General features: G+C 70.5%; 17 protein-coding genes and 1 pseudogene. 14 read left to right on the top strand and 4 right to left on the bottom strand.

Features of this window, described 5'->3' with window-relative positions; all coding sequences use genetic code 11:
- Window positions 1-61 precede the first annotated feature (61 nt).
- The 4 genes from BMY89_RS00420 to BMY89_RS00435 are packed head-to-tail and all read left to right on the top strand — an operon-like array spanning window position 62 to window position 6,525.
- A complete protein-coding gene (locus BMY89_RS00420; RefSeq protein WP_092373444.1) occupies window positions 62-1,054 on the top strand; it encodes a carbohydrate ABC transporter permease in 993 nt (330 codons plus the stop codon).
- Complete coding sequence (locus tag BMY89_RS00425; protein ID WP_092373446.1) at window positions 1,051-1,962, top strand: carbohydrate ABC transporter permease; 912 nt, start codon at window positions 1,051-1,053, stop codon at window positions 1,960-1,962. The genes BMY89_RS00420 and BMY89_RS00425 overlap by 4 nt, the downstream gene beginning before the upstream one ends.
- Window positions 1,959-4,442, top strand: coding sequence for a glycoside hydrolase family 2 protein (locus BMY89_RS00430; protein WP_092373448.1), 2,484 nt, complete (start codon window positions 1,959-1,961; stop codon window positions 4,440-4,442). Before BMY89_RS00425 ends, BMY89_RS00430 begins: the two co-directional genes overlap by 4 nt.
- Before the next feature lie 55 nt (window positions 4,443-4,497).
- Entirely contained in the window at window positions 4,498-6,525 is a 2,028-nt protein-coding gene (locus BMY89_RS00435; RefSeq protein WP_092373450.1) for a cellulase family glycosylhydrolase, read from the top strand.
- A 105-nt stretch (window positions 6,526-6,630) separates the two neighbouring features.
- On the opposite strand, the gene BMY89_RS00440 is transcribed toward BMY89_RS00435, so the two are convergent.
- Window positions 6,631-7,089 (bottom strand): DUF2690 domain-containing protein, encoded by a 459-nt coding sequence (locus BMY89_RS00440; protein WP_092373452.1) that lies wholly within the window; start codon window positions 7,087-7,089, stop codon window positions 6,631-6,633.
- A 113-nt stretch (window positions 7,090-7,202) separates the two neighbouring features.
- On the opposite strand from BMY89_RS00440, the gene BMY89_RS00445 reads away from it, so the two are divergent.
- The 6 genes and pseudogenes from BMY89_RS00445 to BMY89_RS31510 all read left to right on the top strand — a co-directional run.
- Window positions 7,203-8,177 carry a helix-turn-helix domain-containing protein gene (locus tag BMY89_RS00445; protein WP_111313777.1) on the top strand — a complete coding sequence of 325 codons (975 nt, stop codon included), beginning with the start codon at window positions 7,203-7,205 and terminating at the stop codon, window positions 8,175-8,177.
- Between the two features lie 224 nt (window positions 8,178-8,401).
- Window positions 8,402-8,740, top strand: a complete 339-nt coding sequence (locus BMY89_RS00450) for an ArsR/SmtB family transcription factor (protein WP_092373454.1) — start codon at window positions 8,402-8,404, stop codon at window positions 8,738-8,740.
- A 41-nt stretch (window positions 8,741-8,781) separates the two neighbouring features.
- Window positions 8,782-10,536, top strand: coding sequence for a SulP family inorganic anion transporter (locus BMY89_RS00455; RefSeq protein WP_092375248.1), 1,755 nt, complete (start codon window positions 8,782-8,784; stop codon window positions 10,534-10,536).
- Window positions 10,537-10,731: 195 nt separating this feature from the next.
- Window positions 10,732-11,355, top strand: coding sequence for a hypothetical protein (locus tag BMY89_RS00460; protein WP_139217878.1), 624 nt, complete (start codon window positions 10,732-10,734; stop codon window positions 11,353-11,355).
- Window positions 11,356-11,478: 123 nt separating this feature from the next.
- Entirely contained in the window at window positions 11,479-12,315 is an 837-nt protein-coding gene (locus BMY89_RS00465) for an SMP-30/gluconolactonase/LRE family protein (RefSeq protein WP_092373458.1), read from the top strand.
- A pseudogene (locus tag BMY89_RS31510) lies at window positions 12,239-12,493 on the top strand (zinc-binding dehydrogenase); the annotation flags it as partial. The gene BMY89_RS00465 and the pseudogene BMY89_RS31510, both read left to right, overlap by 77 nt.
- Window positions 12,494-12,538: 45 nt before the next feature.
- On the opposite strand, the gene BMY89_RS00475 reads toward BMY89_RS31510, so the two are convergent.
- Together BMY89_RS00475 and BMY89_RS00480 are read right to left on the bottom strand one after the other, a co-directional pair.
- Window positions 12,539-13,636 carry a sensor histidine kinase gene (locus tag BMY89_RS00475; protein ID WP_269766834.1) on the bottom strand — a complete coding sequence of 366 codons (1,098 nt, stop codon included), beginning with the start codon at window positions 13,634-13,636 and terminating at the stop codon, window positions 12,539-12,541.
- Between the two features lie 10 nt (window positions 13,637-13,646).
- Window positions 13,647-14,342 carry a response regulator transcription factor gene (locus BMY89_RS00480; RefSeq protein WP_092373462.1) on the bottom strand — a complete coding sequence of 232 codons (696 nt, stop codon included), beginning with the start codon at window positions 14,340-14,342 and terminating at the stop codon, window positions 13,647-13,649.
- A gap of 166 nt (window positions 14,343-14,508) precedes the next feature.
- Between BMY89_RS00480 and BMY89_RS00485 the strand changes: the two genes are divergently transcribed.
- The 4 genes from BMY89_RS00485 (at window position 14,509) to BMY89_RS00500 (ending at window position 17,283) form a co-directional block, all read left to right on the top strand.
- Complete coding sequence (locus BMY89_RS00485; RefSeq protein ID WP_092375251.1) at window positions 14,509-15,792, top strand: serine hydrolase domain-containing protein; 1,284 nt, start codon at window positions 14,509-14,511, stop codon at window positions 15,790-15,792.
- A 400-nt stretch (window positions 15,793-16,192) separates the two neighbouring features.
- Window positions 16,193-16,387 (top strand): hypothetical protein, encoded by a 195-nt coding sequence (locus BMY89_RS00490; RefSeq protein ID WP_139217879.1) that lies wholly within the window; start codon window positions 16,193-16,195, stop codon window positions 16,385-16,387.
- A 36-nt stretch (window positions 16,388-16,423) separates the two neighbouring features.
- Window positions 16,424-16,828 (top strand): helix-turn-helix domain-containing protein, encoded by a 405-nt coding sequence (locus tag BMY89_RS00495; protein WP_175510260.1) that lies wholly within the window; start codon window positions 16,424-16,426, stop codon window positions 16,826-16,828.
- 35 nt (window positions 16,829-16,863) lie between these two features.
- On the top strand, window positions 16,864-17,283 hold the full coding sequence (locus BMY89_RS00500) for a VOC family protein (protein ID WP_092373466.1): 420 nt from the start codon (window positions 16,864-16,866) through the stop codon (window positions 17,281-17,283).
- 86 nt (window positions 17,284-17,369) lie between these two features.
- On the opposite strand, the gene BMY89_RS00505 is transcribed toward BMY89_RS00500, so the two are convergent.
- Window positions 17,370-18,614 (bottom strand): endonuclease/exonuclease/phosphatase family protein, encoded by a 1,245-nt coding sequence (locus BMY89_RS00505; RefSeq protein ID WP_198413947.1) that lies wholly within the window; start codon window positions 18,612-18,614, stop codon window positions 17,370-17,372.
- Between the last annotated feature and the right edge of the window lie 13 nt (window positions 18,615-18,627).

The following is an 18,627-nucleotide window of genomic DNA, read 5'->3' on the forward strand; positions in this document are numbered from 1 at the left end:
TGCCCGCGCCATCCCCCGCCTCGGTGCCCGTACCCGTCGCCCCCGTACCTGGAGTGTCCCCATGTCCACCACGCGCGCGGCCCCCGAACCGGCCACCCGCCGCCCCCGGCCTGCCTCCGGCCGGTCGTTGACCTGGCGTGACCGCCTGCACCGCTTCGACGCGCGGTACATGCCGTACCTGATGATCGCGCCGTTCTTCCTGCTCTTCTTCGTCTTCGGGCTCTTCCCGATGATCTTCAACGGGGTGGTGGCGCTGCGCCACTGGCGCCTGGACGAACCGGATCTGACCGGCTGGGCCGGTTTCGAGAACTTCAGTCGGCTGTTCACCGACAGCGACTTCGGCAACGCCCTCTACAACACCTTCGGCATCTTCCTGCTCTCCACCGTCCCGCAGCTGCTGCTCGCGCTGATCATCGCGTCGATGCTGAACCGCCGGCTGCGGGCGCAGACCTGGTGGCGGGTCAGCGCCCTGCTCCCGTACATCACCCCGATCACCGCCTCCACGCTGGTCTTCAACGTCTTCTTCTCCCGCGACTTCGGGATGGCGAACTGGGGGCTCGGCCTCTTCGGCATCGGCACCGAGAACCCGATCGACTGGCGGGCGGACAAGCTGCACTCCTGGATCGCCATCGCCACCATGGTCAACTGGAAGTGGATCGGCTACAACGCCCTGCTCTACCTGGCCGCGATGCAGTCCATTCCGCGCGACGTCTACGAGGCGTCGGCGCTCGACGGCGCCGGACCGTGGCGCCAGCTCTGGCGGATCACCGTGCCGATGATCCGCCCGGTGGTCATCTTCACCGTGGTGCTGTCCACCATCGGTGGGCTCCAGCTGTTCACCGAGCCGATGCTCTTCGACCTCAACGCCCAGACCGCCCGGGGCGGCGCGGGCGGCGAGTGGCAGACCGTCGCGCAGCTGATCTACAAGGTGGGCTGGAAGGACCTCAACCTCGGGTACGCCGCCGCGATGTCCTGGGCCCTGTTCCTCATCATCCTCGTGGTCGCCGCCCTGAACACCCTGTTGACCAACCGCATCTCCGGGGGACGCAAATGAGCCTGCTGGAACGACCCCGGGAGTCGACCCCCGCACCGCGCGGCGGGCGCAAGCGGGCCGTGCTGTTGGGCCGGGCCCCGCAGGACACCCCGGCCGGGTTCTGGACCTACCTGTTCCTGGCGGTCTCCGCCCTGTTCGCGGCGTTCCCGCTGTACTGGATGTTCGTCATCTCCACCAGCACCGACGAGGCGACCTCCCAGCTGCCACCGGTGGTGCTGCCCGGCGACCAGTTCCTGGTGAACCTGGACGAGGTCTTCTCCCTCCAGGACGTCTACTTCGCCGCCTCCCTGGTGAACAGCGTCATCGTCTCCGGCGTGGTGACCGCCTCGGTGCTGTTCTTCTGTTCGCTGGCCGGCTTCGCCTTCGCCAAGCTGCGCTTCCGGGGCAGCAAGCCGTTGATGCTCTTCGTGATCCTCACCCTGACCGTGCCCAACCAGCTCGGCGTCGTCGCGCTCTACATCGTGATGGGCAAGCTGGGCTGGAACGGCACCCTGCTGGCGGTGATCGTGCCCGGCCTGGTCACCGCGTTCGGGGTGTTCTACATGCGACAGTTCATCGTCAACACCGTGCCCGACGAGTTGGTCGAGTCGGCTCGGGTGGACGGCGCCACCACCATGCGGATCTACTGGAACATCGTCCTGCCGGCGGTACGCCCGGCACTGGCCGTGCTCGGCCTGCTCACCTTCGTGGCCACCTGGAACGACTTCCAGTGGCCGCTGATCACCCTGAACGGCACCGACTACCCCACCTCGATGGTGGCCATCTCCGACCTGGCCAGCGGCAACTACGTCATCTACCGCCGGGTGCTGGCCGGCGCCTTCGTGGCGACGCTGCCACTGTTGGTCGTACTCATCATCGGCGGTCGCCGAATCGTCCGAGGAATCATGGAAGGCGCGGTGAAATCTTGAGCGACGCGCGGGGGGCCGGTCCGTACCGGCAGGCGCTGCACGACGGCTGGACCCTGCGGGCGGTGCCCGGTCCGCAGGTACCGGCCGAGATCAGCGGCCGGGCGATACCGGCCACCGTGCCGGGCTGTGTGCACACCGACCTGCTCGCGGCCGGGCTCATCCCCGACCCCTACCTGGACGACAACGAGACGGCCCTGGCGTGGATCGGCCGCACCGACTGGGTCTACGAGACCACCTTCGGCCGGCCGGCCGGCGACCTCCAGCGCCTCGACCTGGTCTGCGCCGGGCTGGACACGGTGGCCACCGTCACCGTCGACGACGTCGAGGTCGGCCACACCGAGAACATGCACCGTGGCTACCGCTTCGACGTCACGTCGCTGCTGCGGGCCGAGAGCAACACCCTGGCCGTACGCTTCGACTCCGCCTACCGGTACGCGCAGGCGCACCGCGACCGGCTCGGTGACCGGCCCAACGCGTACCCGGAGCCGTTCCAGTTCATCCGCAAGATGGCCTGCAACTTCGGCTGGGACTGGGGGCCCACCGTGGTCACCGCCGGCATCTGGCAGGAGATCGGCCTGCACGGTTGGTCCACCGCCCGGCTGGCGACCGTACGCCCGCTGGTCACCGTCGACGGCGGCGACGGGCGGGTCGAGCTGCACATCGAGGTGGAACGCGCTGCGGATGTGCCGCTGACCGTACGGGCGGAGGTGGCGGGGCAGTCCGCCTGCGTGGCGATCCCGGCGGGGGAGCGGGCGGCGGTGCTGACCCTGACCGTCGACCGGCCCGAGCTGTGGTGGCCCCGGGGCTACGGCGCGCAGCGCCGCTACGAGCTGACGGTGACCCTGCACGGGCCCGACGGCCACCTGATCGACACCTGGGACCGCCGGATCGGCTTCCGCTCGGTGCGCCTGGACACCACACCCGACGCGCACGGCGTTCCGTTCGCCCTGCACGTCAACGAGGTGCCGGTCTTCGTCCGGGGAGTCAACTGGATCCCCGACGACGCCTTCCCCAACCGGGTCACCGCCGGCCGGCTGGCGCGGCGCTTCGACCAGGCGCAGGCAGCGAACATCAACCTGCTGCGGGTCTGGGGCGGTGGCCGGTACGAGTCGGCCGACTTCTACGACCTGGCCGACGAGCGCGGCCTGCTGGTGCAGCAGGACTTCCTCTTCGCCTGCGCCGCGTACCCGGAGGAGGAGCCGTTCGCCACCGAGGTGGCGGCCGAAGCCACCGAGCAGGTGACCCGGCTCGCCGGCCACCCGTCGTTGGTGCTCTGGACGGGCAACAACGAGAACATCTGGGGCTGGCACGACTGGGACTGGCAGGAGCCCCTGGCCGGGCGGAGCTGGGGACGGGGCTACTACCTGGAACTGCTGCCGCGCATCGTCGCCGAGCTGGACCCGACCCGCCCGTACTGGCCCAGCAGCCCGTACTCCGGCAGCGAGGAGATCCACCCCAACGACCCGGCGTACGGCACCATGCACATCTGGGACGTCTGGAACACCGACGACTACGTCAAGTACCGCGAATATCTGCCCCGGTTCGTCGCCGAGTTCGGCTACCAGGGGCCGCCGGCGTACGCGACGCTGCGCCGGGCGCTCTCCGACGAGCCGCTCGCCCACGACTCACCCGGCATGGCACACCACCAGAAGGCCGCCGACGGTGACCTGAAGCTGCGCCGAGGGCTGGACGCACACCTGCCCGAGCCGCGCGACTTCGACGACTGGCACTACCTGACCCAGCTCAACCAGGCCCGCGCCATCGCGCTCGGGGTGGAGCACTTCCGCTCCCACCGGGGCCGGTGCATGGGCACCATCGTCTGGCAGCTCAACGACTGCTGGCCGGTCACCTCCTGGGCCGCCATCGACGGCGACGGTCGCCGCAAGCCACTGTGGTACGCGCTGCGCCGGGCGTACGCCGACCGACTGCTCACCGTGCAACCCCGCGGCGGTGGGCTGGCCCTGGTCGCGGTCAACGACGGCGGGCGACCGTGGCGGGCGTCGGCCACCGCCACCCGGCTCACCCTGGCCAGTGAGCCGAAGGCGAAGACCACGCTGGAGCTGGACGTGCCCGCGTACTCGACGGTGACCGTGGCACTGCCGGACGAACTGGCGCGGCCCGACGACGGCCGGGACGAACTGCTGGTCGCCGAGACCGGCGACCCGACCGGGCGGGCGTGGTGGTTCTTCGCCGAGGACCGCGACGTCCGATGGCCGGCGGCGGCCTTCGACGCGACGGTGGAGCCAGCCGACGGCGGTCGACGGGTACGCGTCACCGCCCGCACCATCCTGCGCGACGTCACGCTGTACCCGGACCGGCTCGACCCGTCCGCCGAGGTCGACGCCGCGCTGGTCACCCTGCTTCCCGGCGAGTCGGCGACCTTCACCGTGCGGTCGGCGGTACCCCTCGATCCCACCGCCCTCACCACTCGGCCGGTGCTGCGCTGCGTCAACGACCTGCAAGGAAGGGCCCCCTTCTAACGCCTCCGGTAGAGAAGGGGCCCCTTCTTAACACCACCACCCGAAGGGGAAGCCGATGAGGAAGAGACTGGCCGGCGTACTGCTGGCCCTGGCCGGCCTGCTGGCCACAGCGGGCGCCGCGACGGTGCCGGCGGCTGCCGCGACGGTGCCGGCGGCTGCCGAGCCTGAGACGGTGACGGCAGCTGCCGGCAGCCGGGCACAGGGGTTCGTGGTCCGCAAGGGCGACCGGCTGTTCGTCGACGGCAAGCCGTTCCGGTTCGCCGGGACGAACAACTACTACCTGATGTACAAGTCCCGGGCGATGGTCGACGACGTGTTCGCCGACGCGAAGGCCGCCGGGTTCACCGTGCTGCGGCACTGGGGGTTCCTCGACATCGGCACCCCGGGCGGCTCCGACTCGGTGCACGGCCCCGCCGACGGCGTGTGGTTCCAGCACTGGGATGGCGAGAAGCCCGCGGTCAACGACGGCCCCGACGGTCTCCAGCGCCTCGACTACGTGCTCTACTCGGCTCGCCAGGCGGGCGTCCGGGTGGTCATCCCGTTGACCAACAACTGGCGCGACTTCGGCGGCATCGATCAGTACGTGCGTTGGCGCGGCGCCGAGCACCACGACGACTTCTACACCGACCCGGTGATCCGTGGCTGGTACCGCGACTGGGTGTCGCACCTGCTCAACCGGGTCAACCCGCTGACCGGGGTGGCGTACAAGGACGACCCGACCATCATGGCCTGGGAGTTGGCGAACGAGCCGCGCTGCAAGGGCTCCGGGGTCTACCCGGCGTCACCGGAGTGCTCCACCGACACCATCACCACCTGGGCCGATGAGATGAGCCGGCACATCAAGTCGGTCGACCGCCGGCACCTGGTCGGCGTCGGCGACGAGGGCTTCTTCTGCGACGGTCCGGACGCCGGGCACTGGACCGTCAACTGTGGCGAGGGCGTCGACTCGATCGCGCTGAGCCGGCTGCCCGCCGTCGATGTGCTCGGCTACCACCTGTACCCGAACCACTGGGGCACCGACGCCGACTGGAGCGTGCGCTGGATCGAGCGGCACAACCGGGAGGCGAGGCGGATCGGCAAGCCGGCGGTGCTCGGCGAGTTCGGCTGGCACGACAAGGCCACCCGCAACCCGGTCTACCAGCGCTGGACCGACACCTTCATCCGCACCGGCGGCACCGGCCTGATGCACTGGATCCTCTCCGGCATCCAGGACGACGGCACCCTCTACCCGGACTACGACGGCTACACCGTCTACTGCCCGAGCCCGGTCTGCACCACGCTGAGCAACGCGGGCGAGACCATCCGGCGCGGCTTCCGCCCGCGCCCGCCGGTCGCCGATCACGACACCACTGTCACCGAGGCCGGCACGCCGGTCACCCTCACCCCGACGAGCAACGACATCGCGTACGCGGCAACCGTGCGGCCGTCCACACTCGACCTCGATCCGGGCGTACGCGGACAGCAGCGCGCCGTGTCCGTCACCGGTGGCCGCCTCGTGCTGAACACCGACGGCTCGGTCCAGTTCACCCCGGCCGACGGGTTCCAGGGCCGGGCCGTCGCCCCGTACACCGTCCAGGACACCGCCGGCCGGCGGTCGAACGTCGCCGAGATGACAGTCACCGTCAAGCCCGCACCGGGCGCCCCGATCGTGCTGGCCTCCTGGGAGACCGGGCTGGAGGGTTGGGCACCCGGCGACTGGCAGCCCGACGCCGGCACCCTGGCCCAGACCGACACCTTCGCCACGGCCGGCGCGTACGGCCTGCGGGTCAGCGCGACAGGCGGCGGCTGGTTCGGGGTGAGCCTGCCCGAGCCGGTGGACCTGTCGGCGAAGGGTGTGCTCCGCTACGACCTGCGCACCTCGGCCTCGGCGGGCACCTCCACGTCGATCGCGGTGCAGACCGGTGCCGGCTGGGCCTGGTGCCAGTCGGCCTTCGGCTGGGTCGGGGAGGGTACGACCACCACAGTGGAGATCGACCTGCTGACCCAGATGTCCTGTGACGCCTCGGCCCTGGCCGACGTCCGCGCCATCCTGATCTGGGTCAGCCCCGGGGTGCACGACCTGGACCACCTGCGCGCCGAGTAGGCCGCGCGGTGGGGGTACCGGGCCGGCGCGTGGTCCCACGACGCGCCGGCCCGGTAGCCGTACCTGCCGGTCCTGCTCGCACCGCAGGGCCGACAGCGGCAGGTGTCAGGCGCAGAGCGGATCGCTCGTGTACTTCGTGCCGGACGCCGTCACGACCTCGCCCACCGCGCAGACAGTCATGTTCTGGCCGTAGAGCTGGTCGCCGTAGTACTGGTTGCCCGTGCCGCCGTACCACTCGGTGGTGCCGCTCGGGTTGGCCCGGGTCACCCGCACCCGGACGGTGTTGTGCGGGCTGACCCGGTTGGAGATCCGGCCCCAGTTGGTCTTGCAGGTCTCGCTCCAGCGCAGCTCCACCACGGCGAGGGTGGTCGAGCCCTGCATGATGTACTTCGGATACTGCGTGGCGTTGCGGGCGTTGGCCGAGCAACCCGTGTCGATCGGGTCGGTGCCGTCGCAGCCATGACCGCTGCAGGGGGCGGCGATGGCGGGGGTCGCGACCAGGAGGCTGGCCGCGATGAGGGCGCCGGCGGCAGCGGCGGCCAATCGGCGGACGTTCCGGAACATTGTCTCTCCTGACCTCTGGTGGGCTGTGTCAGCCCCGGGATTCGGCTTTTCATCTCTACCGTCCGTCGACACTGATCTCTACGCTGTGTCGCGTCGGACAATGAATCGCGGCGATGGTCAATCAATTCGAGGAGCGGCACATGGCCCGGGCGGAACGCCCCCTGGACCCCACCGCTGATCCCCTCCAGGCGTTCGCGGCCGAGCTTCGCAGGCTGCGGGACGCGGCAGGGCGGCCCACCTACGAGGCCCTCGCCCGCAGGGCACACCGGTCGGCCAGCTCGTTGTCCGAGGCTGCTGGCGGGCGGAAGCTGCCGACGCTGGACACCACGCTGGCGTACGTCCGGGCGCTCGGCGGCGACGAGGCGGAGTGGATCGAACGCTGGCGGACGACCGCCGACGCGACGACGACCGATGGGGCGGCGGGTCGGCCGGCCGGCGATCCGCCCACCGCCGCAGGTGAGGCGCACCCGGTCGATGGCGAGCCGCCGGAGCCGGACGAGGACGCACCGGAGCGTCGCAACCGGCGTACCACCGGCGCGCTGGCCCTGGCCGCGGTGATGGTGGCGGGGTTCGCGACCCTGCCCTGGCTGGCCGGGGGATTCGGGGCGGGCGGGGGGCCGACCGAGACGGCACCACCGGTGTCGCCATCCGGGCCGCTGGAGCCGGCGATGGGCACCGGGGAAGTCCGGGACGGCGCCGATCCGAAGGACACCGGCTGCGCCGTCGATCCTTCGGTCACCACGGTGGACAGCGCCACGGTGCTGCTCGACGAGCGGGTGATCGGGATGGTCGAGCTGCGCTACGCGCCGTCCTGCGGAGCGAGTTGGCCGCGATTCGTGCCGGTGCCGGCAGCGGTGGAGGTGCCTCGGCCCGCCCGGATCCAGCTCACCGTCTTCGACGGCGACGATGCCGGCCGGCAGGCCGACTTCGCGATGGACTACGCCGGCATCTCCACCTTCGGCAACCTGCTGACCAGCACACGGACCTGTGTCTGGGCACAGGTGCAGCTTTCCGGTCAGGGCTGGGCTTCGTCCCTGGCGCGGACCGGCTGCTGGCGAGGCGCCACCCAGGTGAGACCGATCCCCTGAACCGCTCGCCCGGCTCACGCCCGTTCCCACCCCGGTCGCGCCGCTGAGGCCGGCGTCCACGCGGAGCGACGCGAGGAGCAGGTATGGCCCCGGCAGGAGGCACGGCGGTTCCGACCAGGGTCGCCGCACGGGCGCCCCGGGTGTACCGAGTTGAAGGATTTCGCAAGTGCTAAAGTATTCACTGTGGTGCTGGGGATGGCGGCACCCGGAGAGAGGGGCGTGGCGTGTCCGTGCCGCTGTACCAGGCGAAGGCGGAGCTGTTCCGCACGCTCGGCCACCCGGTCCGGATCCGGGTGCTGGAACTGCTCCAGGACGGCCCCAAACCGGTGCGTGACCTGCTGGCCGCCATCGACGTGGAGGCGTCGAACCTCTCCCAGCAGCTCGCCGTACTGCGCCGGGCCGGCATGGTCACCTCGTACCGCGACGGCCCCCTGGTGATGTACGCGCTGAGCACGCCCGACGTTGCCGACCTGCTGGCCGCGGGGCGGCGGATCCTCGGCGCGGTGCTCACCGACCGGGACGCCCTGCTGGACGAGCTGCGCGCTGGCGGACCGGACCGGTGACGCCCACCGACACCAGGCCGGTCAACCCGGCCGGACCGACCCTGTCCGCCGCCTGGCGCCGGGTTCGCGACCTGCTGCCGGGCCGCGCCGACTGGCACTCGGTACGCCTTTCGCCCCGCCGGGACCTAGTCGCCGGGCTCACCGTTGCCATCGTCGCGCTGCCACTGGCCCTCGCCTTCGGGGTCACCTCCGGGCTCGGCGCGGAGGCCGGGCTGGTCACCGCCGTGGTCGCCGGTGCGGTGGCGGCCATCTTCGGCGGCTCGAACCTCCAGGTCTCCGGCCCGACCGGCGCGATGACCGTGGTGCTGGTGCCGGTCGTGGCGCAGTTCGGCCCGACCGGGGTGCTCATGGTCGGCGCGCTGGCTGGGCTGATCCTGATCGCCCTGGCCTTCGCCCGCCTCGGCCGGTTCGTCCGGTACCTGCCGGTGCCGGTGATTGAGGGCTTCACCGCCGGCATCGCCGTGGTCATCGCCCTGCAACAGGTACCCGCCGCGCTCGGCGTCACCGACGCGCAGGGCGATCGGGTCTGGGCAGTCGCCGCCGACGCGGTCACCCGCTTCGTCGTACACCCCCAGCCGGCCGCCATCGCGGTGGCCCTCGCTGTCGCGGCGGTGATGCTGCTCGGTGCCCGGTGGCGTCCCGGGCTGCCGTTCTCGCTGCTGGGGGTCGTGGCCGCCACGCTGCTCGCGGAGTTCGCGCCGGTCGACCTGCTTCGGATCGGCGCGCTGCCGCAGGGACTGCCCGCACCGTCGCTGGATTTCCTCGACCCCGGGGCGGTGGGCGTACTGCTGCCCGCCGCGCTCGCCGTGGCGGCGCTGGCCGCGCTGGAGAGCCTGCTCTCGGCCACCGTCGCCGACGGGATGACCGTCGGTCAGCGCCACGACCCGGACCGGGAACTGTTCGGCCAGGGCCTGGCCAACCTGGCGTCCCCGATGTTCGGCGGGATCCCGGCCACCGCGGCCATCGCGCGTACCGCCGTCAACGTGCGGGCTGGTGCGGCGTCGAAACTGGCTGCGCTGACCCACGCGGTGGCCCTCGCCGGGATCGTGCTGGTCGCCGCGCCCCTGGTCGGCCGGATCCCGCTCGCCGCCCTGGCCGGCGTGCTGCTCGCCACCACCGTACGGATGGTCGAGGCCGCGTCGCTCTGGGCACTGGCCCGCGCCACCCGGGGAGACGCGCTGGTCCTCGTCCTCACCTTCGCCGTCACCGTCGTCTGGGATCTGGTCACCGCCGTGGCCGTCGGCGTCGGGGTGGCCATCGTCGTGGCCCTGCGCGCCGTCGCCCGCAGCGCAAAGCTCGAACAGGTCCCGCTCGACTCCAGCGAACACACCGCCGAGGAGCAGGCCCTGCTCGCCGAGCACATCGTGGCCTACCGGCTCGACGGGCCGCTCTTCTTCGCTGCCGCGCACAACTTCCTGCTCCGGCTCTCCGACGTCGCCGACGTCCGGGCGGTCATCCTGCGGATGTCCCGGGTCTCGGCCATCGACGCCACCGGTGCCCACGTCCTCGGCGACGCCATCCGCCGGTTGCAGGGACGCGGCATCACCGTGCTGCTCTCCGGCGTCGCGCCTGGCCACGAGCAGGTGCTCGACACGCTCGGCGTGGCCGACCAGCTTCGCCGCGACGGCCTGGTCTTCGCCGACACCCCGTCCGCCATCGGGTACGCCCGCACCCTCGCGCTGGCCACCTCCGGCGACCGGGAAGGCCGACGCGGGCAGGCTGCAACGCTGCGGGTCGCGGCTGCCGAAGCGGTCGGTCGAGGCGCTGCCGAGACGAGTGGGTCGGCCGAGCGCTGAGGCTGACGGAGTCGGATTCCGGACCCTCCGGAGGCTTTCGAGGCCCGGGGCCCTGGCAGTCGGGCGCTGGGAGCAACGCTGTGACCTGGTGGCAGCGGCCTGGCTGGTGAAACTCAGGAGGGATTTCCTCCGGGACCTCCTTGCGCTGGCAGGAAAGGATCGGAACGCATCGACCACTATCACAGGAGGTACGACATGGGCATTGCTCGGCGAATACTGCTCGCGATGGCGCTCGTCGTCAGCGCGACGCTGCTGGTGCCGGCCGCCCCGGCCAGCGCCGGCGGCCGGCCGGTTACGGTCTGCTTCAAGGTGGGCGAGTTCGGCGGCCGACCGATCTTCGACTGCCACACCATCCTGCTGCCGGAATTCAAGCCGGTGCCGATCGGGCCGATCGAGTGCCTGACCTGTCCGCCGGTCTTCGACCTGTGGGACCGGATCGATCCGGAGTGGCGATTCGAGTATCTGGACCGGCTGGGCCGAGGGCTGTCGTTCCTGGGAGAGGCGGCCCAGGCGGTGGACCCGGTCAAGGCGAAGCAGCTGCGTGAACTGGCGACGGAGAACTTCTGGTCGGCGGCGAAGCTGCTGAACGGCTCGGAGGTGAAGCTCGGCCAGGTCGGTTGGGCGGATCTGAAGAACGAGAAGTTCCACGGCGACCCGGATCCGCAGCCGTCGCTGGTGGCGAGCGGGGAGAACCTGGTCGTCGGGCTCGCGCTGATGCAGAAGGCGCTCGGCGACCCGCACCCGGAGCCCAACATCGAGGCGGCGATGGCCCGCTTCGACCAGGCGTACAAGGATCTTGGAGTGCTGTTCGCCGGGTGACCTCGGCTGCGACGGGTGTGGCGGTTCCGGCCAGGGGCCGCCGCACCCAACACGCCGCCGTCGTTCGTTCACGACCGGAGGACCGGAGTTACGGTGACCGTCAGCCGAGCCAGGGGGCACCCGATGAGCGAACCTGAGGTCCTGATGGAAGGCGTCGTGTTCGGCGAGTCGCCGCGCTGGCACGACGGCCGAGTCTGGTTCTCCGACTGGGGCGCGAACACAGTGATCGCTCTCGACGCCGATGGCAGCCACGAGGTGGTGGCAACCGTCGCGTCGTTCCCGATGTGCATCGACTTCCTGCCCGACGGGCGGCTGCTCGTCGTGGATTCGGCGCAGCGCCGGTTGCTGCGCCGGGAGCCGGACGGCTCGCTGGTCCAGCATGCCGACCTCGCCCCGGTCTCGGAGAAGCCGTGGAACGACATCGTGGTCGACGATCATGGCAATGCCTACGTCAACAGCATAAATTTCGACTTCCCCGGTGGGGAGTTCGCACCCGGGCTGGTCGTACTGGTGACGCCGGAGGGCGACGTCGAGCAGGTGGCCGAGGACCTCGCCTTCCCCAACGGCATGGCGATCAGCCCGGACGGTGCCACCCTGATCGTCGCCGAGTCGTACGCGAACCGGCTCACCGCCTACGACATCCGCAGCGACGGCGGCCTGCACGGCCGGCGAGTGTGGGCGGAAACGCCCGACGATCACCCCGACGGCATCTGCGTGGATGCCGAGGGTGCCGTCTGGTATGCCGACGTCGGTAACCAACGCTGTGTCCGGGTACGGGAGGGTGGTGAGGTGCTGGCCACCGTGAAACTAGACCGTGGCGCCTTCGGCTGCGCGCTCAGCCGCGAGCAGCACCCGCGCCTCTTCGTCGTCGGCCAGAATTGGGGTGGACCAGAGCCGGCGGCACCCAGCGGGCGGGTGGTCGCATTCCCGGCACCCGCTGCAGGAGCCGGTAGACCCTGACATCGCCGATCCGGAGGAGGCCACGCGACAGGGCAGGCGTGCCCGATTCATGATCGTCGAGCCGGACCGGGGCGGTCTCACCTCCCTCACCGGTCTGGTCGGCACCGGGCAACTCCGCGTCGAGGTGGACACGGTGCTGCCCCTCGAACAGGTCGCCAGGGCCCACGAGATCGGCCAAGCCGGCCGAACCCACCCAAGGAAAAATCACTCTGACGCTTTGACGTCACGGCCTCCGGACTGTCGGTGGTGCGGTGGGCAGCCGCACCGTGACGCGGAGCCCGCCAGCGGGGCGGGGGATGAGGGTGAGGGTGCCGTCGTGCGCGTCAGTGATGCTCTTGACGATTGCCAGACCGAGGCCGACGCCTGCGTGGTTGGTGCGTACGCGTTCGGTGCCGCGCTGGAACGGCTCGGCAAGTGTGGAAACCAGGTGTGGGGTGAGCTTCTCGCCGGTGTTCTCGACGGCGAGCACCACAGCCCCGGGGTGGACGCTGGTCGTGACCCACACTGTGCCCTGCCCAGGTCGGTTGTGGATGATCGCGTTGTGCACGAGGTTCGTGGTCATCTGCAGCAGGAGCGTGTGCGAGCCGACGGTGGGGGTGACGTCGCCGGAAGTCTCGATGGTTAGGCCACGTTTCTCCGCGAGGGGGAGGAGTGTTTCGGTGGCTTCCTCCGCGATGAGGGACAGGTCGAGGTGTTCGCGGGTGAAGGACCTCTGGCCTGCGCGGCTGAGCAGGAGCAGCGCTTCGGTGAGGTTGATCGCTCGGGCGTTGACGGTGCGGAGACGGTCCACGAGTTCGTCGGTGTCGAGATTGCGATCGTTGCGGGCCACGTCGAGAAGTGCCTGCGTGGTCGCCAGTGGGGTGCGCAGTTCGTGGGAGGCGTTGGCTGCGAATCTCTGGTGTTCGGCGACGTGTGCTTCGAGCCGTTCGAGCATGGCGTCGAAGGCGTCAGCGAGTTCGCGGAACTCGTCCTGGCGGCCGGGTAGCCGGATCCGGTGGGAGAGCGAGCCGTCCGCGGCCAGGCGCGTGGCTTCGGTGATGCGAGTCAGGGGAGCCAGCATCCGGCCGGCCAGAATCCACCCTCCCAGCAGACCGAAGACCAGCAGGAAGGCCCACACCGCAGCCGCCCTCGGAGCGAAAGCGCGGAGCAGGTCGGATTGGTTGGGAATGAAAAGACGGGGGGAAGGTCCGGGCTCCGGCGAGGTGAGCACACCATCGGGCACATAACGGAGAAGGAACACCCACACGACCGCGAGCAGCAAGGCCGCGGCGAGCATGAGGAACCCCGCATAGCTGAGGGTGAGTTTGAGGCGTACGCTCACACCAGGCCGCCTATCCACGGTCCTCTCCCTCACCTCCGGTCCCGGGTGCGGTGTCGATGCGGTAGCCGACGCCGACCACGGTGGAGATGATCCAGGGTTCGCCGAGCCTTTTGCGTAACGCCGAGACCGTGATCCGTACGGCATTGGTGAACGGGTCCGCGTTTTTGTCCCACGCCCGTTCCAGCAGTTCTTCTGCGCTGACCACACCGCCTTCGGCAGCGACGAGAACCTCCAGCACGGCGAACTGTTTGCGGGTCAGCGCGACGTATCGACCGTCGCGGTAGACCTCGCGGCGGAAGGGATCCAGCCGCAGGCCGGCGATCTCTCGCACGGGTGGTCTGCGGTGAGCGCGCCTCCGGTCGAGTGCTCTGAGCCTGAGCGCGAGTTCTCGGAGTTCGAACGGCTTGGTGAGGTAGTCGTCGGCGCCGAGGCCGAACCCGGAGGCCTTGTCGTCGAGCCGGCTGGCGGCGGTGAGCATGAGAATTGGCATGCCACTGCCGGACGCGACAATACTTTCGGCGATCTCGTCGCCGGAAGGGCCGGGGATGTCGCGGTCGAGGACGGCGATGTCGTAGGCGTTGATGCTCAGTAGTTCCAGAGCGGTGTCGCCGTCACCGGCGATGTCGGCGGCGATCGCCTCCAGGCGTAGACCGTCGCGGATCGCGTCTGCCAGGAACGGTTCGTCCTCGACGATCAACACCCGCACGCCCTCGATGCTACGAGTTGGCTCATATCGTCGGCGTATCGAAAAACGCGTACGTCGCTGCAACACTCTTCCGCCTTGAGTGGAGGTACGGACCACACAAGTGGGTGTTTCGGTCGCCCGTACACCCGGCGGCGGTCGATTTGTCGATCAGGAAAGGACCGTGATCATGGGCTCGGACTCCGTACATGGTGTCGACCGGCGGCGGCTGCTCGGCTGGGGCGGCTTGGCGGCCGCCGGCTTTGCGGCCGGCGCGCCGCTGGTGGGGGCCGAACTCGCCCACGCCACCCCGGCCTCAACCGGCCCCGACGCACTCGCCACGTCCGGGCCGTCCGGGCACGGCCGGATCCCGCCGGACACCCGGCCCGGAGGGGCCTACGACCGGTTCGTGGCGAAGCTGGCCGCACAGGACAAGTTCTCTGGGGTGGTGCTGCTGTCCTACCGAGGCCGCACGGTGTTGTCGCGCAGCTACGGCATGGCCGACAAGGAGAAGGGCATCCGCAACCACGAGGGCGTCGCGTTCAACCTCTCCTCGGCGAGCCTGCCGTTCCTGTCCGTGGCGATCTTGCAGTTGGTGCAGCAAGGCAAGGTGTCGCTGTCGGATACGGTCGGCACCCACCTGGAGGGCTTGGCCACGGACATCGCCGAGCAAGTCACCATCCACCACCTGCTCACCGGCACCTCCGGAATGGACGCCCCGATGCCGGACTGGCAACGCGTCTACCACAGCCGGGAAGAGGTGCACGAGTCCGGCGAACAGTGGGCCCGGCGAGCGACGCTGGTGGGGGTCCCCGGCTCGGGATCCAATGGTCACCTTCCCGGCGGCGGCGTGGGCCTGGCCATGGCCGCGCAGATCGTGGAGGCCGTGTCCGGCATGACATTCTGGGACTACGTGCACGAGCATGTCTTCGGACGCGCCGGCATGACCGGCTCGGCGTTCTACACCAGGGAGCAGTGGCTCACCGACGAGCACATCGCGCACCCGTACATGCGTCAGGCCGACGACAGCCGGGTGGACGCCGTCCGCAACCTGGACAGGGGCAGCGTGAGCCCGCCCATCCGAGGCAGGAACCCGGCCCGCAGCTTCATCGGTTACGCCTCGGCCGACGGCTTCGCCACCGCGCCGGACCTGGTCCGGTTCGCGCACGCGCTGCGCGACGGCACGCTGCTCGACCGGCCCTACGCCGACCTGTTCGCCGGGGCCAAGCTCCCCGGCCCCGGACCCACCTCGTTCGAGGCGTACACCATGCCGATCTCGATCATCGGCGGCCAGTGGGTCATCGGGCGCGGCGGCGGGACCGGCGGCGGCGGCGCGAATTGGACCATCTACCCGGACACCGGTTGGGTCGGTGTCGTCCTCAGCAACTACGACGACATGCCGCTACTGGAAATCTGCCTGCAGGAGGTCGAGGCCGTCACCGGCCAGCGACTCGACCCGCCGGGCGGCGGCTGACGCGCGGCCACCGCCGGCCGACACGCAGCACGCGGGCGTGGATCTGCGCGGCGGCGGCTAGAGGCCTTGCCGGGTTTTGTGGGTCAGTTGGTGGTGCAGGTGGTGATGAGGAAGGCGGTCCAGGCGGTGGGGGTGAAGGTTAGTGCCGGGCCGCACGCTGGCAAGCTTGGTCAACTCCGTTTCGCCGGGATGGGGGTATCGCCGCGGTCGCAACCGCGCCAGTCCGGCGGAACGGAGTCGATCAACCGGCCCGCCCAGCCGGCACCCACCGGCGCATCAGCGGGAAACCTTGGTGGTCTCCACGAAGGCGGTCCAGGCGGTGGGGTGAAGGCGAGGGTCGGGCCGTGCGGGTTCATGCCTGACTGACACCGTCGCCGAAGCCGCGCCGGCCGACCCGGTGGTGCCGATCCCGGTGCCCGGCTCCGGGCCGCGTGACCCGGTCGCCGACCCCGAGCCGGCGCTGCTGCGGCTGGCCGCCCGGTACGCCGGGCAGACCCTGACGGTCCGCTTCACCCGCACTGGCTGCACCGTCCACCGGCACGACGACGACGGCGTACGGCTCCTCGCCGAAGTCCCCGACCTACGCTTGACGTAACCTCTGGGGTGGGCAAGCCGCTCGGAGGAGGGCCAGGTGAGCAGGGCCGTCGAGGAGACGAACCGGGCGATGCTGCGGGCCCGGGACGCGATGGACCGGGCGTACGCGCAGCCGCTCGACACCCCGACGCTGGCGAAGATCGCGCACGTCTCCGAGGCGCACTTCATCCGGACCTTCCGGGCGACCTTCGGTGAGACACCGCACCGCTACCTGCAACGCCGTCGGGTGGAGCGGGCCATGTACCTGCTGCTGCACACCGACCAGGACGTGACCCAGGTCTGCTACGCCGTCGGGTTCGGCAGCCTCGGCACGTTCAGTCGCACCTTCCGGCAGATCGTCGGCGCGTCGCCCACCGACTACCGCAAGCGGCGGACGATGCCCGCCGCGCCGGTGCCGAGCTGCTTCACCAAAGCCTGGACCCGACCCAGCAGTTTTGGATAAGCAGCAGGTCACGGCGCTGCACTAGCGTTCCGGGCATGACAATGAACGCGATCAGCCGCTCGCAGATCTACGTCCTCGACCAGGACGAGGCGCTCGACTTCTACATCGGCAAACTCGGCCTGGAACTCAACACCGACCAGGATCTCGGCTTCATGCGCTGGCTCACGGTCAACGTGCCCGGCGACCGCGAGCGCGAAATCCTGCTGGAGAAGCCCGGCCCGCCCAACCTGGACCCGGTCACCGCCGAGCAGGTACGCGAACTGCTCACCAAGGGCGCCGCGGGTGGCTTCCTCTTCATGACCACCGACGACGCCCACAAGACGTACGAGGAGTTGGTCGCCAAGGGTGTCGACATCACCGACGAGCCGATGGAGCGGCCGTACGGGATCGACTTCGGCATCCGCGACCCGTTCGGCAACAGGATCCGGATCGGGCAGATGTTCGAGCGCCCCTGAGGGATCGGCACGTCGGGCGAGGCGGTCAGCCTCGCCCGACTCATGATCCAGCCCGCTTTCGCGGCGGCGCGGCCAGCGCCCCGCGGCTATCTCCGCAGATCGAGCCAGACCAGCCGGTGGTCGGAGGTGGGGAAGCCGCCCGGCAACGCCGGGTCGTAGTCGCCGACCAGCCGGAACAGCGGGTCACCCGGCACCGGCCAGAAGATCCCGGTGGAGCGGACCGGCAGGCCCCGGCTGGGCAGCACGTAGTCGACCCGCACGTTGCCCGGGCTGGTGTCGGCGAAGTCGGCGGTGTCGAAGCGAGGATCGCCGCGGTGGTCGAGGTTCGCGCCGCCCTGCCGCTGGGCCGCGGCGGTACCGCCCGCGCTGGCCGGCACGACCCGGTCGTTGACCCGAGGGCTCTCCAGCAGCTGCTGGGCGGCGCCGGGCACGCTGTCACCGTCGTACGGGTCGGCGTTCAGGTCGCCGGCGACCACGAAGGCCGCGCCGGGCCGCAGCCCGCCGCGCCGTCCGGCGTCGTCGTAGATGTAGCCGGCCCGGCCGGGGGAGACGTAGTCGGCCCAGAAGCGGATCTCGTCGTGGTTGCGGCGACCGTTGCGGTCCTCCGGGCCGTCGAAGACCGGCGGCGTCGGGTGGCTGGCCAGCAGGTGCACCGTCCGGCCGGGCAGCCGGACCGGCAGGTCCCAGTGGCTCTTGGAGGACAGCCGCAGGTCGGCCAACTCCTCGGCGGAGTACCAGTCGGCCGGCGCAGCGGTGGCCGGGTCATCGGGCAGCAGCGCCCCGGGCATGTCCTGCCAGCGGAACAGTTGGAAGGTGCGGACCCTGGCCAGGTCGATCGGGTACATCGAGTAGACCGCCATGCCGTACTGGCCGGGGAAGAGGCCGAATCCGTACGCGTCATCCGGGCCACCGACGACCCCGTCGTTGTTGAGATCGTGGCCGGAGGGCACGCCGGTGTTCGACGGGGCCGCATAACGGTACGGATAGCGGATGCCCCGGGTGCCGTTGCGCGGCACGGAGAGATAGTTGTCCTGGAAGAGCGCCAGCGCCCGGCCACCCGGGTCGTGGTCGAACTCGTTGACCAGCAGCACGTCCGGGCGTACCCGCTGGATCACCTCGGCGACGTTGCCGGCCTGGGCGTTGTCCCGCCGGGACAGGTCGGCGACCAGCCCACCGGCGGTGCCCCGGTTCAGTGAGGCGTTGAAGGTCGCCACCCGCACCGTGTCGGGTCGCTGCCCGCCGGCACCGGCCGGGGCGGCCGCTGTCATCGTCGCCGTCGTGGCGAGCAGCGCCGCCGTGAGCCCGGCGAGGACCGTCCGCATCGTACCCATCGACACCCTCCCG

Source organism: Micromonospora phaseoli (assembly GCF_900109115.1).
GTDB classification, from domain to species: Bacteria; Actinomycetota; Actinomycetes; order Mycobacteriales; family Micromonosporaceae; genus Micromonospora; species Micromonospora phaseoli.